Here is a 26,292-nt window from a genome sequence, read left to right as displayed (position 1 = left end):
GTGCTCCCTGTGTCTGTATTGCCTTCCTATACTGAGTAGCAAAGCTCTGCCGAACTTCTATGCAGCCCACCAATCCCAACCAATTTACCGAAAAAGCTTGGAGCGCCATTGTCCAGTCCCAAGATGTGGCCCGGCGGCACCAGCAGCAACAGTTGGAAACCGAGCATTTGCTGATCTCCCTTCTGGATCAAGAGGGGGGGCTCACCCAAACCCTCCTGCAACGGGCAGGTATCGATCCGAGGCTGGTGCGGGATAAAGTGGAAAGCTTCATCAACCAGCAGCCCAAGTTGGCGCGGGTGGATCAGCTCTACTTGGGTCGCGGCCTGGAAACCACCCTGGATCGGGCCGAGGAGTTTCGCAAAGAGTACGGCGATGATTTCATCTCGGTGGAGCACTTGTTTTTGGGATCCCTGCAAGATGAGCGGGTGGGCAAGCGGGTCTTGGCACCCCTGGGCCTGACGGTAGAGCGCCTCAAACCGGTCATCAAAGAGGTGCGAGGCAAACAGCGGGTCACCGACAAAAACCCCGAATCCCGCTACGAAGCCCTGGAGCGCTATGGCCGCGATCTCACCCAGGCGGCCCGCGAAGGGAAGCTGGACCCGGTGATCGGGCGAGATGACGAGATCCGCCGCGTCATTCAGGTGCTCTCCCGCCGCACCAAAAACAACCCCGTCCTCATCGGCGAACCCGGCGTGGGGAAAACAGCCATTGTGGAGGGCCTAGCCCAGCGCATCAACCGGGGAGATGTGCCGGAGTCTCTGAAAAACCGGCGAGTCATTGCTCTGGACATGGGCGCTCTCATTGCCGGGGCCAAGTACCGCGGGGAATTTGAAGACCGCCTCAAAGCTGTGCTCAAAGAGGTCACTGAATCCGAAGGCCAGATCATCCTCTTCATCGACGAGTTGCACACCGTTGTCGGCGCCGGGGCCGGCGAAGGGGCCATGGATGCCGGCAACTTGCTCAAACCCATGCTGGCGCGGGGCGAGTTGCGCTGTATCGGCGCCACCACCCTGGATGAATACCGCAAGCACATCGAAAAAGATGCGGCCCTAGAACGCCGCTTTCAGCCGGTGTACGTGGATCAGCCTTCGGTGGAAGATACCATCTCCATCCTGCGCGGCCTCAAAGAGCGCTACGAGCTGCACCATGGGGTCAAAATCAGCGACTCCGCCTTGGTGGCGGCAGCGGTGCTCTCCAACCGCTACATCTCCGAGCGCTTCCTGCCCGACAAAGCCATCGACCTGGTGGACGAGGCGGCGGCCAAGCTGAAGATGGAGATCACCTCCAAGCCCGTCGAGCTGGACGAGATCGACCGGCGCATCATGCAACTGCAGATGGAGGAGCTCTCCCTGAAAAAAGAAGATGATGCTGCCTCTAGAGATCGCCTCAGCAAAATTGAGCAGGAGCTGGCCAACCTGACGGAGCGACAACGGGAGTTGAATGCTCGCTGGCAATTTGAAAAAGAGGCTATCGAACGCCTGCAAAGCCTTAAAGCCGAGCGGGACGCCGTCAAGCTTCAAATCGAACAGGCTGAACAAAAATATGACCTCAACCGCGCTGCCGAGCTCAAGTACGGCAAGCTGATGGAATTGGAGCGGCAAATCCAAGAGCAGGAGGCTCACCTGGCCAAGCTGCAGACCAACGGCGAGCCGCTGCTGCGGGAGCAAGTGACTCCTGAAGATATCGCTGAGATCGTCTCCCGCTGGACTGGGATCCCAGTCACCAGCCTGATGGAGTCGGAAAAGCAGAAGCTGCTGCGCCTGGAAGCCCATTTGCACCAGCGGGTGGTGGGCCAAGACGAGGCGGTAGCCGCCGTAGCGGCAGCCATTCGGCGCGCCCGGGCCGGCATGAAGGATCCCAATCGGCCCATTGGCTCGTTCCTGTTCATGGGCCCCACTGGCGTCGGCAAAACCGAGCTAGCCCGCGCCTTGGCGGAGTTCCTCTTCGACAGCTCCGAGGCGATGGTGCGCATCGACATGTCCGAGTACATGGAGAAGCACTCGGTCTCTCGTCTAATCGGAGCTCCTCCAGGCTACGTGGGCTACGAAGAAGGCGGGCAGCTCTCCGAGGCGGTGCGGCGACGCCCCTACTCGGTGGTGCTGTTTGACGAGGTGGAAAAAGCCCACCCGGATGTCTTCAACATCCTGCTGCAGGTGCTGGACGATGGCCGCATCACCGACTCCCAAGGGCGGACAGTGGACTTCAAAAACACCATCATCATCATGACCAGCAACATCGGCAGCGACCTCATCCTGGAAATTGGGGCCGATGAAAGCCGCTACGAGGAGATGAAAACTCAGGTGCTGGCCATGCTGCGGCACCACTTCCGACCGGAGTTCCTCAACCGGGTGGACGAGCTGATCATCTTCCACGCCCTCACCAAAGAGCAAATTCGCCAGATTGTCGGCCTGCAAATGCAGCGGGTGGAAAAGCTGCTGGCAGATCAGCAAATCGAGATCCTGCTCACCGAAGAAGCCAAGGACTACCTGGCAGAGGTGGGCTACGACCCAGTGTTCGGGGCCCGTCCCCTGAAGCGGGTGATCCAGCGGGAGATCGAAAATCCCATTGCCACCAAGCTGCTGGAAAACGAGTTCCTGCCCGGCGACCGCATTTTGGTGGATGTAGCCAACGAGCGGTTGATCTTCCGCAAGATCGGCTCTCAGCCCAGCCAAGAGCCGCCGGCGGCTGTGGCCGTCAGCTAAGTCGGGGTCCTTCCGTCAAAGCGTAATCACTTGGTCAGGTGGGTTGTCTTTCAAGGCCTCGTAGAGGTCGGGGAAGCAGCCCACCTGCACGCCTTTGACCACGTTTTTAGGAACGCAGTAGCCCGGCTCCTTGCGCCCACGTCCCTGGGCGTCGCACCACTTGGGTTCCCCTTCCGCCAGGTTGCGCTCCAGAGCGCACATGTCACACATCATCAGCAGGATGTTTTGCTCTTGGGCAACTTTGGCCAAGCGCTCGCCAATGGGATCCCCCTGCCGCAAAACAAAGCAGTTGTCGTCGAAAAAGAACATGCCCACCACCTGCACTCCATGCACCCCTGCTTCTAGCTGGGGCAGGATCATCTGGCCCAATTTGTAGGTGCCGCAGCGGGGATGGGTGAACACGTAGGCAACTTTCATGAGGCCCTCCTTGCTGTTTTCAATTTTGATTATCAGTAATTATCATTTTCAGAGTAACACGAGTTTCTGGGCCAGAGTTGCCGGACCCAGCAGGCCGAGGTGTGTGGTGATCGGCAAACCAGCCTGAGACCGTTCCTGAGGCTTTTGCGCCATCCCGCCCTCAGGCCTGGCTTCTCTCCCACAAAGGGAGAGGGAAGCTAGGATAGGCTACTGCGCCACTTCTGTCCTGCTGCTATCGGAAGCCCTTGCGGGATAGCAGGGATCCCTGGCTAGCGCTGAAACTGAAGAGCCTTTCCCCGCACCGAGGGATCCACCTGGCCGTTTTGAAAGGCAATCTGTCCGCCCACGATCGTGACTAGGGGCCAGCCCACCAATTCCCAGCCCTCGAAGGGACTCCAGCCGCATTTGGTCAGCAGCTCTTCCCGCCGCACCGGTTTGGGTGTGTGGCGATCCACCAGCACCAGGTCGGCGTCGTAGCCCACCTGCAGCCGCCCTTTGTTGGGGATCCCGTAGAGGCGGGCCGGCGCCTCACACATCCACCGCACCACCTGCGCCAGCGTACAACGCCCCTGCTGGGCTGCCGTCAACATCAGGGGCAAGGCCGTCTCTACTCCCGGCATACCCGAGGGGGAGTGGGGATAGGGCTGAGCCTTTTCTTCCAAAGTATGAGGGGCATGGTCGGTGGCAATGCAATCCAGGATCCCGTCCTGCAGCCCCTGCCACAGTTGGGCCAGGTTAGCGGGATCCCGCAGGGGGGGGTTCATCTGGGCCAGGGATCCCAGCCGGGCGTAATCGGCGGTGCTGAGCAGCAGGTGCTGAGGGGTCACTTCTGCCGTCACCCAGGCCGGCTTGTGCTGGCGCAGCAGTTCCACCTCTAGGCCGGTGGAGAGGTGCAAAATGTGCAGCCGATGGCGGTAGCGGGTGGCCAAGTCCAAAGCCCGCCGTGAGGCGATCAGGGCCGATTCCTCGTCCTGAATTTGCGAGTGAACGGCTACATCTGTGCGTCCGGCAAACAGGGCCTTACGGGCTTTGATGCGAGACAGATCTTCGGCATGGACGGCAATTAAAAAGTTGGGATCCGTTTCCCCGAAAATCCGCTCCAGCGCCGCCTGATCATCCACCAACAGGGGCCCATGCATGGATCCCATGAAGATTTTGATGCCACAGGCTCCCTGCACCGTTTGCAACTCTTCTAAGTTATCGGCAGTGGCCCCGATGAAAAAGCCGTAATTGACCACACACTTGCTGCCTGCACGGGCCAACTTGTCATCCAGCGTCGCTTGGTCAATCGTCAGCGGGTCGGTGTTGGGCATCTCCAAAAAGCTGGTCACCCCGCCCCGGGCACAGGCCCAGGATCCCGTCTGCAGGTCTTCTTTGTGCTCGCGGCCAGGCTCGCGAAAGTGAACTTGGGGATCGATAACCCCCGGCATCAAGGTATGGCCCTCGGCGTCGATGACCTTGGCCACCCCTTCTGGCGAGAGGTTTTGGCCGATTTGGGCAATGCGCCCCTCCCGCACCAGCACATCCCCCCGCCAGGGATCCCCTTCCGGCACCAGCAGCTCAGCATTTCGGATCAGCAAATCTCCAGACAAAGCTCCGCCCTCCCCCAAAGGCGCTCTCAAGATAAAGACTATTGACTTGGCTCCGCCAGCACAGCCGCATCTGGATCCAGTAAACTACCCGGCTCCGACCGCTAAGCGGTACGGAGCGGGCTTTCAGTAGCCCTGAGCCTGCTCTGCCCTACCAGAGAACAAAACAGGCCCGAACCTCTAGGCTGGTTTACGGCAGCCCCCAAGAGCGCAATCACATTCGCACCATTCAAATCCGCATCCCCTTCCCATCCACAGTGTCCACACTTAAACTTCTTTCCACTGCGGTAGGATTGCGCAGGGTCGGGATGAATGTGCAAACACCGGTGGCAGGTCTGCGACGTGTAGGCAGGCGGAACAAGAATCAGAGCAACCCCTGCACGCAGAGCCTTGTATTCCAGAAACTGCCTCAGCTGGTAGAACGCCCAACTGTTGGCCCTGCGCCGTTCGGCTTTGCTGCGTGGCTGTTGATTGACCCTTTCCCGATCGCGCCAGCGGGACGGAGTCCTTATCCCTGTCAAGTCTTCCAGAGCAATAGCGCTGTTTGTCGCCTTTGCCCTAGAGACAATAGCTTTGGAGATGCGATGATTGACCCACGTTTTTGCTACGCAACGCTGACGCGACTGAAAGCGTCTTTCCTTGCCAGACAGCCGTTGCAACAGTTCTCTGCATCTGCGCCGCGAACTGCGGGTGCCCTTACTGGCTTTACGTTGGAGTGCCGCCCTCAACCGCGAGTGATGGTCTCGGACTTTGTTCAACTGCTGTCCATTCCAGTTATCTCCTTCCGATGTATGAGCAATATCCGTCCTTCCCAAATCCACGCCCAGCACTCTGCCCGTGCGTTGCGGTGGGGATGGCTCCGTTTCCACACAGATTTGAATAGATTAGGAGCCGTCTTTACGCTTGACCAGAGTGGCAGATTTGGGATTGGAGCCCGCCAGCCGTTCTCTCTGGTAGCGGCCAATCGCCAGCTCAAAGCGCTCTCGACCCTCCACCGTGGTCAGCGACACCGTCCAGTCTTTCTCGCGGAACGAAAAGATACGAGCGTCGTAGGTAGCGAAGCCACCCTTGAACGCTTTGACGGGGCGGTTTTTCTGTTGGGCAACTTTACGGGCGCCGGCCAGCCGCCTGCAGACCTGCTGGGCCAAGTTACTGGACAAGCCAAACCGAGCGCGAATCTGGTAATAGCAAAGGGACTGGAGTTTGACTGCGTTGACTACTTTTTCTGGTGTGTTTTGGTTGACCCAGTTCAACGCCTGCACAAAGGCATCCATTGTCGCATCCAACTTTGCGGCTTGCGACTGGGACACCTTGAGCTTGCAGGAGACGGTCAGGACTTGGGTCATGGTTCTATCATAACTTCCGCATTCCTCCCGACACTGACCCTACGGGTACAGTGCGGGGCTCCTGCGATTTCTAGCTGACAGATGGGCGATCAGCCGATCCACCAACCGCGAGAGGGTTGCCTGTTCTTCTGGGCTGAGACAGCCGTAGGTTTGCTCCCGCAACTGCCAAATCAGAGGGGGTAAAACGTCTTTCAGCTCCTCCCCTGCAGGTGTGAGGTAGACCCGCCAAATCCGCCGATCCTCAGGATCTCGCTGCCGCCGGATCAGCTCCCGTTTTTCCATGCCATCCAACACCCCGGTCATGGTGCCCCCCAACTGCTGCAAGCGCTCACAAATAGTGGAAGTAGGGATCCCGTCTTCTTCCCAAAGGCAGCAGAGCACCACCCAATGGGAGATGGTCAGGCCAAAAGGCTCCAAATGAGACTGCAACTTCCGCCGCACCAATTGAGACAACAGCCGAATGCGGTAGCCCAGGGAGTTGGGGGCGAGAATGTCATGCCACCGTTCCAGGAAAGCCTGCTTTTCCGATTGAACCATCTCCCCGGTTTGACTGTTTCCCATCGGCGGCCTGGAATGCTCGGAATCTAAATCGCCCTATTTTATCTTTTACTGAGGAGAAGGAGAGAAGGAGCTTACGGTTTGCCGAGAAGGTTGTGTGATCTGCAGTACGGCCTAGCCCTTGCACAGCCAACAGACGATCTGCGGCCATTACAGTTGCAAAAGATATCCATAAAGATATCCATCAGGCCATACAACATTTTTTGGCTACCCATCAGCTAGAAATTGCAGGAGCCCCGCACTGTACCCGTAGGGTCGGTGTCGGGAGGAATGCTATAATAATACTGCGGACACCAGAAACGGTTGTTTAAGGCACTGGTAACGGTCGATTGGGGGTGCTGTAAACCACCCCAGAGGCTCGTGCTTGGCTTGCTAACTGCAGGGCTACTAAAAGCCCCCTCCGTACCGCCTAGCGGTTGGTGTCGGGTAGTTTACGTCACAGCCGACTGGGATCCCTGACAAGCAAAAGATGGGCTTGCCTTGGCCGGAGTCGATAACGCTGGAAAAGGCTGGCACAGAGATTTGCCAAGGCAGTTCGGATGGCACTAGAGTAGCGTCAAGTCTTTTGCCAGCCCGTTGTCCTTTGCAAGTGTCTTTGTGAGGTCATCATGCCGCTTATCCCACAGGGGTTGCGCCCCCATCGTCGTCTCCTCTGGGCAGGGATCCCGTTAGCTGGTGCTTTGGCCTTGGGGGCCTGCTGGAGCAACCCCACAGGTGCTGAAGTCGAGTCTCCCACATTGACTCAGAATCCCTTCCCCCCCATCCCCACTCCACCGCCGCCGCTGCCTTCCCCAAGTGGGACTCCGGGCCTTCCCCCTTGGTGGCCCCGCGCCCAATCGCCGCAGTGGGAAGATTCTCCTTACGCTTCGGTCTTGTCCGGCTTTTTGCAAGGATTGGCGGCCCAAGGGGGAGCGCTCTCTCAACAGGGGATCCTGCTCTGGACGCCGGAAGGGGAGCTGTTGGCGGAGCATGGGCTGGATCGACCTTTGCCGGTGGGAGCCTTGGATCAGTTGGCCATCAGCTTGATGGCCCTGGAGACTTGGGGTTACGAGCATCGCTTTGAGACCCGCTTCTACACCACAGGCCATCGGTTGGGCCATCGCTTGACGGGAGATTTGATCCTGGTGGGTGGCGGGGATCCCTATTTCACGGAAGCGAATGTGGCAGAGCTGGCCCGTCATTTGCATAGCCTCAACATTCGCCAGATCGACGGGGATGTGAAGGTGTTGCCCCCCTTCCGTTTGCTGGGCCAACCCGATCCTTTGGGCGGCGCTCAGCGTTTGGCAGAACTCCTCAGCAATACTCAACAACCCCATCCGGTTGTCATTCGCGGCTCGGTGTCAGTCCTAACAGCCCTCCCCGCGGACGCCCACTGCCTGGCCAGCTACACCTCGCTACGGCTGGGATCCCTGTTGCAGATCCTCAATGGCAGCAACGACCGAGCCATGGCAGAAGCCCTGTTGGCGCAACTGGGGGGCGAAACAGCCCTGCTGGAGTACCTGCGGCAGCGGTTGGCGGCTCAGCCCATTTCCCGCCTGGATTCCCAAATGGCCCCCGCCGAGCAAGACATTCGCCTGGGGCAAAGAGGGCGAGCGCTGTACCTTTCCCCCCGCGCTCTAGCTCATCTCTGGGAACACCTGGTAGATTTCACAGATGGGGATCCGACTCGGATCTTGCCCAGAGCGGGCACTGGCCACAGCACCCTGCGGGCGCGCACCTTGCCCCCAGGCACGGCTGCTCAGGTGGGATCCGCTGCGGATCGGCTGATGATGATGGGGCAATTGCCGGATGGCACCCGCTTTATCCTGCTCAACCAAGGTCCTGACCTGGGCATTTTGCGCCAGCAACAGGATCAGTTTCTGCAGGATGTGGTGGCCACTTCTGAGCCTCTCCGCCGCTAATGCTGACCTCAATTCGAACTTAATTTGAGATACAGCTCTCCCCCCCACTTTCCCCATAGGAGGCGGAAGCTCAAGACCCCAGAGCCCCACAGGTTAGGAACAGGGTCAATTCATTTAAGAATGAGACGGCCCTGCAGCTAAGAAGGCATGGAGGTAGACCTCAGGAGGAAGCTTAGACCTGAGAGAGAGTCATAGGGTATGTCCAGGAAGGGAGCAGTTGCACGGATGAACAAGGTTAGTCGTGCAACAGTTTATCGCTGGCTGAACCGAGAAGACCTGAGGCCGACAAAAGTCAAGACCCGCAAGCGCAAGATAGACTCGGCTGCCCTGCAGCAAGACGGAGACCAGTACCCAGAAGCTCGACTGAAGGATAGAGCCCGGTCTGGCGTCCAACCCGTCCTGCCAGCGGGACGGAGTCCTCGCGCTATTGACTGTGCTCTTGAGAATGAGAAGGTGAAAGTAGCACAAAAAAAGAGTTATGGTCATTTCAATTAAACCAGGAGACTGCGCCCACACCTAAAACTTTGAATGCACGGGGCCATAGGGCTTTTCTCAATGGCCCAGGCAATGGCTCAGGCGTCTCACCCTAACCTGAAATGACTACCCGAAATGACCATAAGTACCTGTTTTTCTCCGACAATTGACTTTTGCTGCTGATGCAAACTCTTTGGCAGACCATCGCCCAGCACCTTTCAGAAGCAACAGGGGATCCCATCCAGCCCCTACAGTATCGTTCTGTGGGCGGGGGCAGCATCAACGCCACCTATCGGTTTTCCTGCGCTTCCCAAAGCCCTCTTGCAGAAGGGGTAAAAGACTACTTCGTCAAATTGGCCCGTGGGGGAGAAAGGGCGCTGGAGATGTTTGCAGCGGAAGCTGCGGGCTTGCAAACCCTAGCGGCTGCCCAGGCCATTCGCGTGCCCCAGCCCATCATCTGGGGATCCGTAGGAGAGCAGGCCTACTTGGTGCTGGAATACCTGGAGCTAACCTCGCCCCGTCCGCAGACTGCGGGTTTATTGGGATCCCAGTTGGCCCAGTTGCACCGCACCCTATCCCCCAACGGCAGCTACGGTTGGGAGCGCGACAACACCATCGGCTCCACGCCGCAGATCAACAGTTGGCGGCAGAGCTGGCTGGACTTCTACCGGGATCAACGGCTGCTCTACCAGGTCAGGCTGGCTTGTCAGCGAGGCTACCGGGGTGAGTGGGTGGCTCACGCAGAGCGGGTGATGGCGGAGCTAGAAGCTTTTTTTCAGGATTACAGGCCAGAACCCGCTCTGTTGCATGGAGATCTGTGGGGCGGCAACTACGGGGCCTTGCCCGATGGATCCCCGGTGATTTTCGATCCGGCCACCTACTACGGGGATCGGGAGACAGATCTGGCGATGACAGAATTGTTTGGGGGCTTTCCAGCCGAGTTCTATTGGGCTTATCAGCAGGCCTACCCCTTGGACGAGGGGTATCCCCACCGCAAGCCCCTCTACCAGCTCTACCACTGGCTCAACCATCTCAACCTGTTTGGAGAGGGCTACCTAGGCTCGGTGCAGCGGGCTTTGCGGCAATGTCTGCGCTTCCTTGGATAATAGGTTGCATGTCCATTCCCAAGCTCCCGAGGGGCCGGGAGTGAGGGTTCCAAGCGTGTCTGGATTGGCCAGCTAGGAGGTCTTCTCCGGCGACGACTCCCCTGCCATGACCACAGCCCCCATGTCCCCCAACAGGCGCGACTGGTTGCGCAATACTCCCAGCAAATTAAGCCGGTTGGCCCGCCGACCAGGATCCGGATCCATCACCAGAACGGCTTCAAAAAACTGAGCTACCTGAGGGGCTGCTGCTTGCAGAGCTTCCACCAAGGGGACAAAGTCTCCCTGAAGGGCTGGCTCCACCCCCAGGCGATAGACCTTCTGGCAAGCCTCGTACAACTCCCTTTCTGCCGCCTCCTGCAACTGGTCGGGATCCACGGCAGCTGCTGGATCTGTTACACCGTAGTCCAAATCCCCTTGGGCTGCTAGGCGGGCACAGCGATTGAGGGTGGGATAGAGATCCGCCAATTCCCCGGTGGCCCGCAGGTGTTGCAGGTACTCCGCCCGCAGCAGGGTCAAGGGCAGGTTGCCCAGGGCCCGCAAGGTGAGTTCGGCCTTCTGGGGATCCTCCGCTTTGACCGACTCGGGATCCCCCACTACGGCCCTGACCAAGTCGTAATCAATCCGCTTTTCCTCCTGCAAAAGGGTCTGTATCCGTTGGGCTAAAAACTCCTGCAAGGCTCGCAAGGTGTGGACATCGCCAAAGGCATAGTCCTGCACCACGCTCTGCAACAGCAAGTTGAAGTCAAAAGTCCAGCCGGCATCCCAGGCAACCAGCACCAGGCTGTTGGCGGCCCGCCGCAGGGCAAAGCGATCCGAGGAGCCGGTGGGGATCCGCCCCAAGCGAAACATGCCCACCAAGGTATCCAGGCGATCCGCCCAGCCCACCACCCGCCCGGTCAAGGAATTGGGCAAAGCGTCCCCCGCCCCCAAAGGCCAGTAGTGCTGCTCGATCCCCTCGGCTACCGCCTCCGGCTCACCGTCGTGGCGGGCATACTCGGCTCCCATGATCCCCTGCAGCTCGGGGAATTCGTACACCATTTGGGTAACCAGATCCGCTTTGCACAGGTAAGCCGTGCGATCCACCAGCGCCTGCTCCTGGGGATCCAAGTTCAGGGCAGCGGCAATGAGGCGGCTGATGTGGCGGATGCGCTCCACCTTGTCCCGCATGGAGCCCAGCCCTTCGGCAAAAGTAACCGCCTGCAGGCGTTCCACCCGCTGCGCCAAGGGGATCCGCCGATCCTCTTCGTAGAAAAAGCGGGCATCCGACAGGCGCGCCCGTACCACCCGGCTGTTGCCTGCCCCGATCCGCTCCGATTGCCCAGGGTCGCCATTGGAAATGGTGATGAAATAGGGCAGCAATTTCTGGGGATCCCGGCCATCCCGTACTGGGAAGTAGCGCTGGTGAGTGATCATCACCGTCTCGATCACCGCAGGGGGCAAGTGCAAAAACTCTGGCTCAAAGCGCCCCAAAACCGCCGTCGGCCACTCCACCAAGTGCACCACCTCCCGCAGCAAAGGAGCAGGGATCTGGGCTTCCCCATTCACTTGCCTGGCCAGCTTGGTCACCTCAGCCTGAATGTATGCCTCTCGCGCTGTTGGATCGGGGCTGACCCCCGCCTCTTGCATTTGCTGAACGTAGCTCTCGGCCCGCTCCAGAGTGACCTGCTGGGATCCCAAAACGCGGTGCCCCCGGCTCACCCGCCCCGCCACCAAGCCCGGCATGGAATTGTCCTCGTGGGTCGGCAGCAGCAAAGGCAGCACCTGATCATCCCAAAGGGAGACCAGCCAGCGGATGGGGCGCGGAAACTTCAGATCCCCGCAGGCCCAGCGCATCAGCCGTTCACCACTCAAGTTGGTAATCCAGGCGGGTGCCAGTTCCTGGAGCACGGCTGCCGTCGGTCGGCCCCGCACCCGCTGCACCGCAAACACAAAGGATCCCTTGCCCACTTGCCGGATTTCCAGGCTGCCGGGATCCACCCCTTGTTTTTGGGCAAATTTTTCCCCGGCAGGGGTGAGCTGGCCATCTTGGTAGGCGACCTGAACCGGCGGCCCCTTCACCTCCAAAGTGCGATCCGGCTGCTGGGTGGGCAACCCCTGCAACAGAACCGCCAGGCGGCGCGGCGTACCGAAAAGCTGCATCTGCTCCGCTTGCAAATGGGCCTCCGCCAAAGAGGCCGGGATCCCGGTTCGCCACTGCTCCAGAGCCGAATCCACAAAACTGGCTGGGAGCTCTTCACAGCCGACTTCTAGCAAATAGGCAACCATACTCCTGTGCTCCGCAGGGCACTATCCCCACTTCCTCAATCAACATAGTCTATGGCTCTGGGCCTCCCTTCTGGCTCACGACTGCTCCGAACCTGGGGTATCCCAGTTTACCAGGGGAGCCGGGGCGTCGTTGAGACAAGAGCTCCAGTCCGCCAGACAACACCCCAATGCTATCCCTGTCAAGTGGGCTCTGCGGCCGCCAGAACCCCATCTCCTTGGCGCAAGGGATGAGCTGAATCCCGCGGCAAATGCGCCACGATGATGGGAAGGCTGGGTCGGTTGCGGGCGATGGTCTCCGGCTCTCGGCCCAGGCGCGACCGGTTGCCGGTTTCACTGGGAATCAACACCAACACATCTCCCGGCTGCAGCGCTTTAAAGACTTCCGCCACCACCCCCCCCTGCACCCGCTGAACCGGCAAGTGGGCATAGCTTTCTGCCGGCAAGGCTGGGGAGCGTTCCCGCCCAGGTCGGGTTTGCACCAGCAGGATCTGCAAACCTGCTTTCAATTCGCCGGCCAGCGTCTGCGCCAGCCCAAGGGTCTGCTGCAGGGATCCGGGAGAGACCTCCAGCTCCGGTGCAACCAAGAGGATGCGGCGCGCCGTCTCGATGGGTACCGGAAACCGCGTGATCAACACTGGGATCCCCACCTGCCGCACCACCGCGTCAATGATGCTGCCGAAAAAGTTCTCCGCATAGGTGGAGTAGCCCTTCCAGCCCAGGATCACCAAGGTTGCCTGCCGTTCCGCCGCCGAGCGAATGATCCCTTTTTCCACCGAGTCATCCACCCGCCGAATCGGCTCCACTCGGGTCACGGCGCTGTGGGCCAGAGCTTCTGCGAAAGTCAGCAACTGCTCCTGCCGGGCCAGGGCTGCCGGCGAGATCCCGGCGCGGTCAGACAAAACATGCAGCGGCAGCAGCGTTCCCCCATCTTTTTTGGCCAAAATCAACGCCAACTGCAGCAGGTTGCTTTCGGTATCCGGGTTGGCCACCGGCACCAAGACGCGAGCTCCCCAATCCGGCTTGGGCAATTCGGTGGACTCTGCGGCCACCTCGGTGGGCTGCATTTGCTCTCCCCAGCGGGCCACAATCCAAGGCGAGGCAACACAGGTCACGAGGATCATGGCAATGGTGCCGTTCACCGTCAGCTCATCCACCAACTCCACCTGAAAAGCCACCGTGATGGCCGCCAGGGTAGCCGCCGCCTGAGCCATCGACAAACCGAACATGATCATCGTGCTGGCAAAGCGCCAGCCAAACAGTTGGGCCGGGATCCAAGCGGCCAGAAACTTGCTCACCACCTCCGCTGCGATCATCACCCCTCCCACCAGCAGCGTGCGCGGCTCCCCCAAGAGAATACCGGGATTGATCAGCATCCCCACCGAGATCAAGAAAAAAGGCACAAACAGGGTGTTGCCGATAAACTGAATCCGGTTCATCAGGGGGCTGAGAGGCGGGATGATAGGGGTGATGGCCGTCCCGGCCAGAAAGGCTCCCACCACCGGCTCAATGCCAATTAACCCTGCTCCATAGGCCACCACAAACAAAGTGGCGATCACGAAAGTAAACTCTGCTCCCTCGTCGTGACCAAAGCGTTGAAAGAACCAACTGCCCAGCTTAGGCACCCCCCACAGGGTGGCAAACGTGTAGAGGGCAATGGAAGGGATCAACGTCAGCCAAAAGCGCAGCGACAGCTCCCCTTGGTGGGCGCGCACCACCACCGCCAGCACCAACAAAGCCAGGACATTGGTGATGAGGGTGGCCCCCAAGGTAGCCGTTACCGTCTGCAGACGCATCAGGCCCAACTTGGAGACGATCGGCAGGCCGATCAGGGTGTGAGAGGCAAAACAAGAGGCCACCAGCACCGCCGCCAGAAAGCCATACCCAATGGCCAACATGGCTGCTGTGCCGATGAGCATGGGCAACAGAAAGGTGAGCGCCCCGAAGAGGGTGGCCTTGCCGGCGTTGAGCTTTAAATCCTCCAGACTGGTCTCCAGCCCCGCCATGAACATGAGAAACAACAGCCCCACCGTGCCCAGCAGGATGATGGTCTCGTCCCGCCGCAAGATGCCCAAGCCGTAGGGCCCCACCACCAGCCCAGCCAAGATTAACCCGATGATCCCCGGCAGGCGCAGCCGCTCAAATAGCAAGGGAGCCACCAGCATGATGGTCAGGATGATCAAAAACACCAGCACCGGATTCTCAACAGGGCCGATCAGGGCTAGAGGGATCCCCGACATTTCCAGCCAGTTAGCCAGCATAAATCACCCGACAGACAGCTAATGAACAAACCCGGCAAAGCGCCCGCATGAGTCTATCAGATCCCTCCAGATCCAAGTAGCTCTCGATGCCCCACAGACTTTGTCCGGCCTTCAATTACTGGCAGGGCGTTTAATAAGTATTCAAAAGTAAGTACATCAGACACATTAAGACACATTAAGCAGTGAAAACAGCTTGGCAGTAGTGCCCAGAGAAAGGCGGGAGAAACCCCCGAGAAACACGCATTAAAATCAGAGGGTACATGCTCTTGGGCTGCCCATGAACCAGCTTGCTCCTGGAAAAGTGATCGGCCAGCGCTATCAACTGGTTCACAGCATTGCAGCAGGTGGCATGGGGCGGGTGTTCAAGGCTGTCGATACGCGCCTGTTCAACCGTCCGGTGGCGGTCAAGCTGTTGCACCAAAACTTGGCAGGCGATGACAACACCCGACGCCAGTTGCACAAACGTTTTCAGCAGGAAATTCGCATCAGCACGCTGCTGGGGGAGCACCCTGCCATTGTCAAGGTATTGGACTATGGCCTAGAGAACGACCAACCTTACCTGGTGATGGAATACCTGACGGGGCGCAGTTTGGGGGAGCTAATGCTCAAGCAGCCGGTGCTGCCGCCTCAACAGGTGGTGAGGATGGCCCGCCAAGTATGCGCCGGTCTCTATTACGCCCACAACCTAGAGACCGAGCAGGATGGCCATCTCATCAAGGGGGTGATCCATCGCGACATCAAACCCAGCAACCTCTTCGTCCTGAAAGATGAAACCCTGGGGGAAACCGTCAAAATCTTGGATTTCGGCATTGCTAAGCTGCTCAGCGAGGTTTCCCTTGCCCTTGGCACCCAGACCACCGGCTTTTTGGGTACGGTGCGCTACGCCTCTCCCGAACAGCTGCGCGGGGAAGCCTTGGATGCCCGCTCGGATATCTACTCGTTTGGCGTGGTGCTCTACCGCATGTTGACCGGGCAACACCCCCTCCAGCCGAAGAGCGATTCTTTCCCCGGCTGGTACGAGGCCCACAATTACCAACAGCCTCAGCCCTTCGATCGCTCGAATTTGCCCTATGAGATTCCGCTGGAGCTGGAACAGGTGGTGCTCTCCTGTCTGGCCAAAGATCCCGACCGGCGGCCCCAAGATATGAAGGTTCTCAGCGCCCAATTGGAGGGATCCCTGCACTCCCAGAGCGCTGCCAGCTCTTCCCTCGCGCCCCCCCCAACCGCACCCATCTTCTCCGAGCGCACCCTGGCGGCGGTGGATGCAGGGCAGTCGGGCACACACCTGCTCAGTACCCAGGCAGAGCCCGAGGCCAAGCCGTTTCCCCTCTGGGCTGGGATAGCCCTTTTTGTTGTCATTGCGGGGAGCACCTTCTGGGGCCTGCGTCTGCTGTTGGATCCGGGCCCAGGCAGCGAAAGACCGCCTGCTGCCCCCGAACGCCCCCTTCCAGTCGGCGGTGCAGAGCACCCTGAGCGGGATCCCTCAGCCACTCCTGAACCCCTGCTGGACTGGCTGCCGCGGGATCCGGAGGGCAAACCGGTGTTTGAGGATGATCCCGCCCCAGATCTGGGAATCGGTGAGTCCGCAAGCGAGCCCACACCCAGGCCAGCGGCAACTCCAGAGGCAGTGTCCTCTACCCCTCAGCCCCCTGCTCCAACTCAGCAGGTGTCACCTCCTCCTCCAGCCCCTGCTGTGCCTCCACCCCGACCGGTTGCAGTGCCCACACCCCCTCCCCCTGCTCCACCTTCTCCAGCCCCTGTCCCGGCCAAACCTCTCCCGCCGCAGCCCATCAATCAACCTTTGTTTCCCCAAGTGAACCGGGTTGCTCCAACTTCTGCTCCCCTTGCAGCCCCTCCAACCCAACCTCCCACCCCTGGCTTTCTGGAGCGGTTGCGCGAGGAGCGAGAACGCTTGGGGAAAGACTAGGCGCAAAAAAGGGATCCCCAAGGATCCCTTCGCAAACAGAGACATAGGGCTAGTCTTCGATGGGATCCCCCGTCAAGGGATCCCAGAACAGGTAGAGTCAGGCGGCAGCCAGCCGGGCATTGGCGGCATCCCAGTTCACCAGGTGCTCCAGGTAGGCGCTGATGAAGTCAGGCCGCCGGTTTTGGTAATCCAGGTAGTAGGCGTGCTCCCACACATCCAAAGTGAGCAGGGGCGTTTGGCCGTAAACCAGGGGGTTTTCGGCATTGGGGGTTTTGGTGACCTTCAGGGTGCCGTTGTCCAGCACCAGCCAGGCCCAACCGCTGCCAAATTGGGTGGCAGCTGCCGTCTTGAAGGCTTCTGCAAACTTGTCATAGCCGCCAAAGTCGGCGTTGATCTTGTCGGCAATAGGCCCGGTAGGCGCACCTCCCCCGCCTGGCTTCATGGATTCCCAGAAAAAGGTGTGATTCCAAACTTGGGCAGCATTGTTGAAGATACCCGCTTTGTTGGGATCCCCAAAGGTGGCCTTGATAATTTCTTCTAGGGACTTATTGGCCAGATCGGTGCCCTCGATGAGCTTGTTTAGGTTGGCTACGTAGGCCGCGTGGTGCTTGCCGTGGTGGAAGGAAAATGTTTCTGCCGACATGTAGGGCTTCAGCGCGTCAGCAGGATAGGGCAGAGCTGGGAGTTCAAAAGCCATAATCGTCTGTCCTCTGTGTCTTGTGCAAGGAACGCAAGAAAGAACGCGGCGAAGGGTCAGGAGAACCAGAAAAAGGCGTTACCTTTCTTTGCAGTTTTAGTGTAACTCAGAATCAGTACGCGCTGGGATCCCTTGGACACCTCGATTCCGGCTGGGACATGGCTCGACCCCAGAGAGGTGGAACCGCGGTCGTCTCAGCTCAATGGCCGACAACCACCCATTCGCCAGCGGTCGGAAAAGCAAGATCGTCCCGGCTACCAAGGGCTAACGGGATCCCTCCCGCAGCAGCTCGATCAGCAGGGGAGCGACATCCCTGAGCAGGGGGATCAAAACCGCCGTGATGGCGGCAATGGTAACCACATTGCGGGTGAAGTTGAGGGTATCGCGGCTGAGCTGGAAAAACCGCTCGTCCCACCGTTTGACCTCGGCCTCGAGGCGCTCCTCGGCTCTGGCAATGCGCTCCTCGGTGCCGGCAATGGTTTGCATCAGCTCTTGGTTTTGCTGGGCCAGTTGGGCGATGGCCTGGGCATTGGCCTCCACCGTGCGCTCGATACGCGCCAGCCGCTCCTCGCTGTAGCTCATGGTCCGGGAGGGGGAAATTGATGCGGGCTGGGGAAGTCCTGAGGTGGGATCCCTTGGAGAGCCTCGGTCATAAAGCGCTTCCAAGTGGGGGCCACAAAAGCGCCTCCTGCCGTACCCGGCAGCATGGGAGAGTTGTTGTCGTTGCCAATCCAAATGGCGGTGGACAGTTGCGGCACATAGCCGATGAACCAAGCGTCGCGGAAATCAGAGGTGGTGCCGGTTTTACCGGCCACGGGTCGCCCATCGTCCAGACGAGCTGCCCTCCCGGTGCCTTGGGTCACTACCCCTTCGAGGATTTGGTTGAGCACCGCCACCGCCCAGGGATCCAAAACCCGCTCCGGCTGGGGCCTGGCCTCGAAGAGGATTTGGCCGTTGCGATCCACCACCTGGGCCAAGAGGGTCGGCTCCACCCGATATCCGCCATTGGCAAAGACCGCATAGCTAGCCGCCATCTCCAGGGGGCTGATGCTGGCCGAGCCCAAAGCTGTGGCCAAGTTGGGGAACATCTCGGCAGTAATACCCGTGGCCTGAGCCGCTGCAATGACGTTGCGGATCCCGACATCATCGGCCAACTTGACCGTGGGCACGTTGCGGGAGAGCTCCAAAGCCCGGGCAAAGGTGAGGGGGCCATAAAAGGTGTTGTCGTAGTTTTTCGGGCTGTAGGGTGGCGAGCCGGGATAGGTGACGGGGGTATCTTCCAAGATGCTGCCGGGTGAATAGCGCCCGCTGGCCAGAGCCGCGTAGTACACATAGGGCTTAAAGGTGGATCCCGTTTGGCGAAACGCCTGGGTGGCGCGGTTAAATTGGCCCCGCTGAGCGTTGATCCCGCCCACAATGGCTTTCACATAGCCGGTACGGGGATCCACTGCCGCCAAAGCCATTTGATCGGCACGACGAGCTGCCCCAATGCGGGGGCCATCTTCATTGACAATGCGCTGGGCAAGGCGCTGCAGACGCAGATCGATGGTGGACTGAACCCGCAGACCTCCTTGCATTAGAGCTTGTTCCCCATAGCGGCGCCGCAGCTCCGCCTCAATGGCGTCGGTAACTGCTGGGGCGTTACTTTGAAAGGAGGTAATGCGGCCTAAGGTCAGCTTTTGCTCCCGCGCCGCCTGGGCTTCCTCGGGGGTAATCCACTTCAGCTCCACCAGACGATCCAGCACCAGGTGTTGCCGCCGTTTGGCTCCCTCCAGGTTGCGAAAGGGGCTGAGGGTTTCCGGGGCCGGCAGGATCCCAGCCAACATCGCCGCTTCAGCCAAGTTCAGTTCAGACGCATCCTTGTTGAAGTAGCTGCGGGCCGCCGCCTGGATGCCGTAGAGATTGTGCCCCCAGTACACCTGGTTGAGGTACATCTCCAGGATCTCGTCTTTGCTGAAGACCTGTTCTAGGCGCACCGCCAACACGATCTCGGCGACTTTACGGCTGAGGGTACGCTCCGGCCTCAAAAACAGGTTCTTGACCAACTGCATTGTCAGGGTGGATCCCCCCCCCGCCGAGCCTATACCCCCCTCCACACTGCCTAGGATCGCCCGGCCCAAGCTGACCGGATTAATGCCTGGATGGGTGTAAAAGTGGCTGTCTTCAATGGCCAGCAAGGCCTTTTTCATCTCCGGCGAGACCTGTTCAAGGGAGATCACTTCCCGGTTGGCCTCCCCATGTAGGCTGGCAATGGGCTCGCCCCGAATATCGACAATGTGGGTGGTGGCAATGGGCACGTAATCCCGCAATTGATGCACGTCCGGCAAGTTGCGAAAGCTAATGGCCAGCCCCACCAATCCGGCAGCCGTTGCCGTGGATCCCAAGAGCAGGGATCCCAGCAACAGATTGCCTACTGCACCGGCAACCTGGGCGATCCGGGAGGGGCGGGCGGGTGGGGCATAGTCGGCGTGCTCGTCAAACCCCGATCCGGAAAAAGGGGAATTGGAGACACGCTCCAACCCCGGCTTTCTCGCCCGGCGGGCCAATGGTCTGCGACCGTAGGTCACGTCAAAAACCCTGTCACGTCCGTGTTGCAAAGCAACAACAAGCCAGACCCATTATAGGGCGGCGTCTATTGGGGCAGCAGGATGGCCAACCTCACCCATCGACAACTCCAACCGGGCTAGGTGGAGCGAGTTGAGAGCCGACCATCTTTTGCGTGGGCTTAATTTGCGTGGGCTTAAAATGGCTCATGGGTTCAGCCGGAGGATCAGGCTTTGAGTATATCGTCAGCCTCAGTTTCGCCAGCGTACCGGGATCCGTTGATAGCCCAAATTGTTGAGCGGGGGGTGGCCGAGATCTTTCCGGGAGGGCCTGCTGCCCTGGCGGAGTGCCTGGCCACAACAAATCGTCCCTTGCGGGTGAAGCTGGGCATCGATCCCACCCGACCGGATCTACACCTGGGCCATTCAGTGGTGTTGCGCAAGTTGCGCCAGTTCCAGGATGCGGGCCATGTGGCTATTTTGCTCATCGGGGACTTCACGGCGCTGGTCGGGGATCCCACTGGCCAATCGGAGGCCCGTCCCCGCCTCACCCCGGCAGAAGTGGAGGAAAACGCCCGCACCTATCTGGAGCAAGCCGGCAAGATTTTGGATTTTGAGACCCCCGGTCGGCTGGAGGTGCGCCGCAACAGCGAGTGGCTGGCCCGCCTGACTCTCAGTGAGCTGATCGAACTCCAGGCCCAGATGACGGTGGGGCAGATGCTGGCCAAAGAAGACTTTGCCCAGCGCTACCGCGCTGGAACGCCAATTTATCTGCACGAATTTCTCTATCCCCTCCTGCAGGGCTACGACTCGGTGGCTCTGGCAGCCGACGTAGAACTGGGGGGAACCGACCAGCGCTTTAACCTGCTCACCGGTCGGGATCTGCAAATTTGGAAGGGCCAAGCGCCGCAGTTCTGCGTGACGGTGCCGCTTTTGGAGGGGTTGGACGGGTACCAGAAAATGTCCAAGTCCAAAAACAACTACGTGGGGCTGACTGAGGATCCCCTCACCATGTACTCCAAGCTGGAGAAGGTGCCGGATCACCTGGTGGAGCGCTACTTTGAGTTGCTCACCTCAGTGCCCCTTGCCGAGCTGCCGCAGGATCCCCGCCAGCGGCAGATCCTCCTAGCCAAGACCCTAGTGGCCCAGTTTCACTCCCCTGCAGCGGCAGAAGAGGCCCAGCGCACCGCCCAAGCCCTGGTGCTAGACGGTATTCTTGCCGAAACGGGATCCATCCCCACCTTTGCCATCGATGGGTTGTCTTACCCTGTTAAACTCAGCTACATCCTGCGTGAGTGTGGCCTGTGCAAGAGTGCCGCCGAGGCCCGTCGGCAGATTCAAGGGGGCGCCGTGCGGCTGGATGGGCAAAAGGTGGAGGATCCCGACCTGGAGTTTGCCCATGCCTCGGAGCTGGCCGGGCGGATTTTGCAGGTGGGCAAAAAGGCCTTTCGTCGGCTAGTGAAAGGCGCAGATTAGTCTTCCCCTCTCCCTGTGGGAAAGGGGTGAGGGGATCCATCAACGGGCAGGCTTGAAGCCGAGTCCGGTTTTTTTCTGCCTGGTCTTGGCTGGGGGATCGGACAGAGGAGAAGCTGACGAAGTTGGCGGGAAAACGGGCTCCGGTTTGGGCCGGATCGAGCCCGCCTCGGCTACTGCCTCAGAGAGCTTTTGCCGCACCAGCTCCTGAGTCTCCAAAATGTTGGGATCCGCCGCCCATTCCGGGGCCTCTCGAACGGGATCATCCTCGGAGGTGAACTCCAGGTCGTAGGTCTCGGCGCGGTAATCGAGGCTGAAGCATTCCCAAGCCCGCAGACTGTAAAAATAGGGGAACAAACGCACAATGCGCTCAATATCCAGGTGCGCAGCAAAGCGACGAAAAGCCTCTTCTTCAGACACCGGAAAAGGGGCGTAATGTTCTGAAACAAACCACCGCAAGAACTTCCGCGCCTCTGGGATGATCTGCTGGGCAGGCAGGGATCCCAGCACCGCTGCGTTGAAGCAGTTGACCAACAGGTGCTCCAGCATCACCGCGTTGTACTCGGCAAAGCAGGTTTGCTCGCGGCTTTCCACCGGCTGCCAGGGCATGTTGCCGTTGGCGGCAATGAGCAGGTGAACCAGGTCATGGGAGGGGTTGGTTTGGATGTAGCCGTGCCCCTCCAACTTGGCGCCATCGCAGCTAAAGAGCTGGTGTTGGGGGCTCCAATAGAACTTGAGTTGCTTTGCCGCCATGTTCAGTTCTCCTCCTCACCCAGGGGATCCTTTTAGAGCTTACACCTGCACTGATGAGCTGCTATGAACTATAGGCCACGGAGGAGAGCGCCGGCTTATTTGACAATTGGTCAGCGAGAACGCTTGCCACAAGTGGCAAAACAAAGGGGTCTTTATCTCGAAGCAATTCTCCGAGCAGACAGGCTTTAGCCGCCCTACTAGGCTCAAAGCTGAGACCCGCTGTGCTCGCATTGTGAAAAAAGATTGAAAAAAGATGAACTCGAGATCCTCTAACTGCAGTAAAAATCTTTACGCCTACACCAAGCGCTACAGTAGCTTTCGGAATTACTGGGTGGTATTCTAACTCCGTACTTTCATGCCACCCCACTATGCTTGCACTGGCAGCTGCAATGACTGTAAAAATACAGCCCGGTCAAGTAAAAAGCCAAAAAGCTGGTTGGCTGCTTCTCCTGGTGCTCGTGGGAAGCTGCCTTGCCGGCTGTGGCTCTTCTGGCGGCACAGGCATTGATCCGTCTGCTGTGGGATCCCAAGCTCGCCTGACGTTCAATGGGGCTCTGACCCGCTCCTTTTCTGGCACACAAGGGGAAATGGAGTTCAACATCGCCCTCCTGCAAGGCGGGGATCCGCCCCAACCAATAACCCAGCTCTCTGCCGGCCAGGTCAGCCTGCAGGTAAACCGGGTAACCGACTTGCTAGGGATCCCGCAGCCGGTAGCCTTGACCCTGACACCCACCCGGATCGAGAACCCCCCGTCGGATCTGGCTCAGCGGCCTTTGCTCATGGCAGTGCTGATGGATGGCTCAGGCAGCTTGCTGGTTTTGGATCCCCAATCTCGGCGCTTCCTGGCTGTTTTTCGGCTCTTGGATCAATTTCGCCCTGCACCCCTGGATCTGGGCGCCATTCTGCGCTTTGACAACCGGGGGGCAGGTTTTGGCCTTACAGCTTTGGGGCAGCCTCTGCGCACAGCTCAGCTATTGCAGGACTTCACCGGCGACAAAGAGCTGCTGAGACGAGGCGTTTTGCGCGCTGTTCCGGGGGGGAACACTGCCCTCTACGATGCCACGGTAGAAGCCGGGCGTTTCTTGAGCGACTTTCGGCCCACCGAGCGTTTCAACCGCCGCTTGGTGGTATTCACCGATGGGATTGACAACGAAAGCACCCGCTCCATCAACCAAGCTACTCAGGAGCTGACAACTTTGGCCAGAGAGCGAGGACAAAAACTCACCGTGTATGTGGTTGGGTTGGGGGTCGATTTGAATCTTCTGGAGTTACAGCGTCTGGCTGCAGCTACTGAGGGGACTTTTGTGCTGGCACGGTTTTCTGAAGGGCTGGAAGCTCCCTTTGCCAACTTATTCCCTGCTGCCATTGGGGAGCACCGCCTGCAGGTGAGGGTGCAAAGCAATGTTCCGCTATCTGCTGGTTCTTATCTTCTCAGTGGCGAGCTGAGAGTTGAGAGAGAAGGCAGCCGTTTTGTGGCGCCATTCAGCGACGCTGTTCTCACGGTGGGATCCCGCTAGAGTCATTCCGCAGGCTGACAACATCCCTAATCGAGAGCGAGGCGATAAGCAAATGTTTCGACGACTCGGTATACCCAGAAGATTTTGGCAACCGGCTGCGCTTGTCCTGGCGGCAGTGCTTACAGGTTCCCTAACGGTTTTCCTGAAAGGTTGCGGTGGTGGTACCTCCAGCAGCCCCTCGACTGTGGGGTCGCCGCCAAGGGATCCCGGCTCCGCCTTTGCCTCTGCCATTTTGGGGTTGGTGGTGGATCCCTTTGCTCAGCTTTGCCCTTCAGGCTCAACAGCCGCCCTTTGTTCGGGAGGGCCGCTCTTTTCAAGAGGCAATAAGGTTGAGTTGTTCAACCTAAGCTCAAGAGGGGACATTTTGTTGCCTGCCTTGTCAACCACTGCCTTGGAGGGCAACTTGCGGTTCACCATCCCCTTTTCCGGATCGATTATTCAACCGCCGGGGAAGTTGGTATCGGTTCAGTCCAACCTATTGGGCCAAGGGCGTCAGTCCGGCCAGTCTATACCCCTGCGGGGATTTGTTTTCAGTGCTGCTGTGGATGTTTCCCCTTGGAGTGAAGCCCTTTATCGCATCTTGCTGCGGGAGCGGGATAGAGTACCTTTCTCCAACTTAGCTCCCCCCGAAGTTAGGGATCTGGAGAATATTCTGTTTGTCAGCGTACCTCTTTCCAGAACAGCCCGAGACCTGGAGGAAATCATTACGGACATCATTCGACAAGCGGATCAACTTAGTTTTAATCAGCTTCGCTTTGTGGAGGATCTTATTCGCGTTTGCTATGCCCCAGAAGGCAATCAATCGGATCAGCCCTGCCGCCTCCGCATTCCCGTACCCCTACCGCCGGCACCTACGCCGACTCCATTTGTGCCTGCTCCTGAAACTCCCGCTCTTCCCACCATCATCACCAACAGAGCTGTTGTTCGTTCAGCATCGGGCTCGTTGCTCTTTAGCAACACGGTTTCGGTGAGGGTAGATAACTGATGGCTGCCTCGTTTTAGTCAAGTTTGATGTGAGCTGATTTTGTGTTTCAAGAGAACGCGCTGAGAGAGCCGAGGAGTGTTGAATGCTGACCTCAAAACCGTCTTCATTTCGTCCTGGTCAACTGGAAAGATTGCTTTGCTTTTTTAGTCGCAGCTTGGGCACCGTTTCCACAGCCCTGCTAATGGTTCTCTTGGGGGTAGAGCAAGCTAGCTTCCTCCGACACCCACACCCACCCCGACACCGACGCCCACACTCACTCCGACGCCCACACCCAGCCCAGCACCTCCCCCAGGCGAAGGGATCCGACTGGTCAAGCGGATTACCGCTCTCAACGGAACTCCTATCCCCGAATTCTTCGACGAGCCCACCGACCCCAACGACAACCCAGGGATCCCTTGGCCAGGCGGAGCCAGCACCTTCCTGCAGGGGGCCATCAACCTGCCGGTGCGCCCAGGAGCGCGGGTGCAGTTTGCCATCCACTTCCTGCTGGACTCGCCCGCTTCCACCTTTGTGGTGTGCGATCCCTTGGCAGCGGGTTTGCGGTACGTGCCGGGCAGCCTGTCGGTGAGCACAGGGGGATCCCCTGTGGCCCTCAGCGACGCCCAAGATGGGGATGGGGGGGCCTTCATTCCGGCGGGTGGGGCCGTGCCGCCTGCTTGTGGGGGCATCAGCAACCCCAACGGTGTGGTGGTGGTGAATGTGGGGGGAGGCAGTTCTGGCTCAGCCGGTGTCGTCCGCTTCGAGGTCGCCGTTCCTAGGTGAAGCCCATTCCACACCTTGCCCCTCAACCGGGAGCAGCCTCTCATCCCAAGGTGTAGCCATGCCTTATCGGCTGGCAGAAGGGAAATGAGAGTGGAAAGAGTGGAATGGGAAATCCACTGCAGCCAGTGGTAGATTTAGGGAGAGGAGGTCTTCGAGGTTAGCTGATTGCCAAGGCCCTCTTCAATAGCTATGGCTTGTTGCCGCAGGTGAGCAGGTGTGGATCCTCTTACTAGGCCATCTTGATTGACAGAGAGGCAAGGTGTGGGCAAATACAGTTCTAGGTTCGTATTGCCCCTGGTGGCTTGTGCGGCAGCGGCAGGTTTGCAGTTGCCTTCGCCGGCACAGACTACGATCACCGTCACCACCACAAGCGATGCCATAGCCATAGACGGGAAGTGCTCTCTGCGGGAGGCCGTGATAGCCGCAAACACCGATTCAGCAGTGAATGAGTGTTCTGCAGGCTCAGGTGCGGACACGATTGTGCTGTCGGCAGCGATGACCTATACCTTGTCGATAGACGACGATGGGTCGGGACACCAAACCGACTCTGGAGCGAACAACGACGACCTGGACATTACCAGCACCATCACCATTCAAGGCAACGGGGCGACGATCCAGCGGAATACTTCGATAGCATGCGATCTAAACGGTAGTGCAGGCGGAGGCGAGTTTCGCATTTTCCATGTCAGCAGCGGAGGCAAGCTCAATCTACAAGGTGTAGCGATCGCCAGTGGCTGTGCGGATGGAGACGATCCAAATACTGCCGGTGGCGGTGTTTTTGTGGAGGTCGGCGGTCAGCTTGCAGTCTCCAATGTTCAGATCTCCAATAATGGGGCTTTTTCTTTCGGGGGCGGCATCTACAACCTGGGCACAGTAACCATTGACGCAGCGGGCATTGCCAACAATGGTGCTGGCAAAGAAGGGGGCGGCATCTACAACGGCAGCGGCGGCACGGTAACGGTTACCAACGCCGGCATTGTCAACAATGGTGCTGGCAAAGAAGGGGGCGGCATCTACAA

Annotated in this window: 20 protein-coding genes and 2 pseudogenes; 11 read left to right on the top strand and 11 right to left on the bottom strand. The window is 59.2% G+C overall.

From position 1 onward, the window contains the following. The first annotated feature begins 59 nt into the window (after positions 1-59). On the top strand, positions 60-2,702 hold the full coding sequence (clpB, locus tag ACVWXF_RS10110; protein WP_457474313.1) for an ATP-dependent chaperone ClpB: 2,643 nt from the start codon (positions 60-62) through the stop codon (positions 2,700-2,702). A gap of 15 nt (positions 2,703-2,717) precedes the next feature. Here clpB and ACVWXF_RS10105 read toward each other — a convergent pair whose 3' ends face one another. The 4 genes and pseudogenes from ACVWXF_RS10105 to ACVWXF_RS10090 form a co-directional block, all read right to left on the bottom strand. Continuing rightward, positions 2,718-3,119: a SaoD/DsrE family protein gene (locus ACVWXF_RS10105; RefSeq protein WP_457474312.1), complete on the bottom strand. Its 402-nt coding sequence runs from the start codon at positions 3,117-3,119 to the stop codon at positions 2,718-2,720. 269 nt (positions 3,120-3,388) lie between these two features. Beyond that, the gene (locus ACVWXF_RS10100; protein WP_457395919.1) at positions 3,389-4,711 is read right to left on the bottom strand and encodes a dihydroorotase; all 1,323 of its coding nucleotides are present in this window, start codon (positions 4,709-4,711) and stop codon (positions 3,389-3,391) included. 101 nt (positions 4,712-4,812) lie between these two features. Next, positions 4,813-6,054: pseudogene (locus ACVWXF_RS10095) on the bottom strand (RNA-guided endonuclease InsQ/TnpB family protein). A 39-nt stretch (positions 6,055-6,093) separates the two neighbouring features. After that, positions 6,094-6,591, bottom strand: a complete 498-nt coding sequence (locus tag ACVWXF_RS10090; protein WP_457387589.1) for a MarR family winged helix-turn-helix transcriptional regulator — start codon at positions 6,589-6,591, stop codon at positions 6,094-6,096. Positions 6,592-7,220: 629 nt separating this feature from the next. Here ACVWXF_RS10090 and ACVWXF_RS10085 point away from each other — a divergent pair. The 3 genes from ACVWXF_RS10085 (at position 7,221) to ACVWXF_RS10075 (ending at position 10,093) form a co-directional block, all read left to right on the top strand. Continuing rightward, positions 7,221-8,513: a D-alanyl-D-alanine carboxypeptidase gene (locus ACVWXF_RS10085; protein WP_457474311.1), complete on the top strand. Its 1,293-nt coding sequence runs from the start codon at positions 7,221-7,223 to the stop codon at positions 8,511-8,513. Between the two features lie 198 nt (positions 8,514-8,711). Beyond that, a complete protein-coding gene (locus ACVWXF_RS10080) occupies positions 8,712-9,008 on the top strand; it encodes an IS630 transposase-related protein (protein WP_414342861.1) in 297 nt (98 codons plus the stop codon). A 161-nt stretch (positions 9,009-9,169) separates the two neighbouring features. Then, entirely contained in the window at positions 9,170-10,093 is a 924-nt protein-coding gene (locus tag ACVWXF_RS10075) for a fructosamine kinase family protein (protein ID WP_457474310.1), read from the top strand. A 72-nt stretch (positions 10,094-10,165) separates the two neighbouring features. On the opposite strand, the gene glyS is transcribed toward ACVWXF_RS10075, so the two are convergent. After that, positions 10,166-12,358 carry a glycine--tRNA ligase subunit beta gene (gene glyS, locus ACVWXF_RS10070; RefSeq protein ID WP_457474309.1) on the bottom strand — a complete coding sequence of 731 codons (2,193 nt, stop codon included), beginning with the start codon at positions 12,356-12,358 and terminating at the stop codon, positions 10,166-10,168. 179 nt (positions 12,359-12,537) lie between these two features. After that, entirely contained in the window at positions 12,538-14,616 is a 2,079-nt protein-coding gene (locus tag ACVWXF_RS10065) for a cation:proton antiporter domain-containing protein (protein ID WP_457474308.1), read from the bottom strand. 277 nt (positions 14,617-14,893) lie between these two features. Between ACVWXF_RS10065 and ACVWXF_RS10060 the strand changes: the two genes are divergently transcribed. After that, positions 14,894-16,543 carry a serine/threonine protein kinase gene (locus ACVWXF_RS10060; protein ID WP_457474307.1) on the top strand — a complete coding sequence of 550 codons (1,650 nt, stop codon included), beginning with the start codon at positions 14,894-14,896 and terminating at the stop codon, positions 16,541-16,543. A 97-nt stretch (positions 16,544-16,640) separates the two neighbouring features. Here the strand turns inward: ACVWXF_RS10060 and ACVWXF_RS10055 are convergent, their stop codons facing one another. The 3 genes from ACVWXF_RS10055 to ACVWXF_RS10045 all read right to left on the bottom strand — a co-directional run bounded on the left by ACVWXF_RS10055 (position 16,641) and on the right by ACVWXF_RS10045 (position 19,807). After that, entirely contained in the window at positions 16,641-17,240 is a 600-nt protein-coding gene (locus ACVWXF_RS10055; RefSeq protein WP_414380927.1) for a superoxide dismutase, read from the bottom strand. A 264-nt stretch (positions 17,241-17,504) separates the two neighbouring features. Then, complete coding sequence (locus ACVWXF_RS10050) at positions 17,505-17,822, bottom strand: hypothetical protein (protein WP_457474306.1); 318 nt, start codon at positions 17,820-17,822, stop codon at positions 17,505-17,507. Beyond that, positions 17,819-19,807, bottom strand: coding sequence for a transglycosylase domain-containing protein (locus tag ACVWXF_RS10045; protein ID WP_457474305.1), 1,989 nt, complete (start codon positions 19,805-19,807; stop codon positions 17,819-17,821). The genes ACVWXF_RS10050 and ACVWXF_RS10045 overlap by 4 nt, the downstream gene beginning before the upstream one ends. 210 nt (positions 19,808-20,017) lie before the next feature. Between ACVWXF_RS10045 and tyrS the strand changes: the two genes are divergently transcribed. Next, positions 20,018-21,259 (top strand): tyrosine--tRNA ligase, encoded by a 1,242-nt coding sequence (tyrS, locus tag ACVWXF_RS10040; protein WP_457474304.1) that lies wholly within the window; start codon positions 20,018-20,020, stop codon positions 21,257-21,259. Positions 21,260-21,298: 39 nt separating this feature from the next. On the opposite strand, the gene ACVWXF_RS10035 is transcribed toward tyrS, so the two are convergent. After that, on the bottom strand, positions 21,299-22,009 hold the full coding sequence (locus ACVWXF_RS10035) for a hypothetical protein (protein ID WP_414330718.1): 711 nt from the start codon (positions 22,007-22,009) through the stop codon (positions 21,299-21,301). A gap of 458 nt (positions 22,010-22,467) precedes the next feature. Between ACVWXF_RS10035 and ACVWXF_RS10030 the strand changes: the two genes are divergently transcribed. From ACVWXF_RS10030 to ACVWXF_RS10015, 4 genes are all read left to right on the top strand, one after another. Further along, the gene (locus tag ACVWXF_RS10030) at positions 22,468-23,526 is read left to right on the top strand and encodes a vWA domain-containing protein (RefSeq protein ID WP_457474303.1); all 1,059 of its coding nucleotides are present in this window, start codon (positions 22,468-22,470) and stop codon (positions 23,524-23,526) included. A 158-nt stretch (positions 23,527-23,684) separates the two neighbouring features. Beyond that, entirely contained in the window at positions 23,685-23,873 is a 189-nt protein-coding gene (locus tag ACVWXF_RS10025) for a hypothetical protein (protein WP_457474302.1), read from the top strand. Between the two features lie 56 nt (positions 23,874-23,929). Beyond that, complete coding sequence (locus tag ACVWXF_RS10020; protein WP_143596976.1) at positions 23,930-24,511, top strand: hypothetical protein; 582 nt, start codon at positions 23,930-23,932, stop codon at positions 24,509-24,511. Positions 24,512-24,973: 462 nt separating this feature from the next. Then, positions 24,974-25,273 carry a hypothetical protein gene (locus tag ACVWXF_RS10015; RefSeq protein ID WP_457474301.1) on the top strand — a complete coding sequence of 100 codons (300 nt, stop codon included), beginning with the start codon at positions 24,974-24,976 and terminating at the stop codon, positions 25,271-25,273. 134 nt (positions 25,274-25,407) lie between these two features. On the opposite strand, the gene ACVWXF_RS10010 is transcribed toward ACVWXF_RS10015, so the two are convergent. Then, positions 25,408-25,659 carry a hypothetical protein gene (locus tag ACVWXF_RS10010; protein ID WP_457474317.1) on the bottom strand — a complete coding sequence of 84 codons (252 nt, stop codon included), beginning with the start codon at positions 25,657-25,659 and terminating at the stop codon, positions 25,408-25,410. Positions 25,660-25,768: 109 nt separating this feature from the next. Here ACVWXF_RS10010 and ACVWXF_RS10005 point away from each other — a divergent pair. Beyond that, a pseudogene (locus ACVWXF_RS10005) lies at positions 25,769-26,292 on the top strand (choice-of-anchor Q domain-containing protein); the annotation flags it as partial.

This window comes from Thermostichus sp. MS-CIW-40, assembly GCF_054058315.1.
Note: the sequence above shows the minus strand (reverse complement) of the source record. Positions and strands in the feature narration are given on the sequence as shown.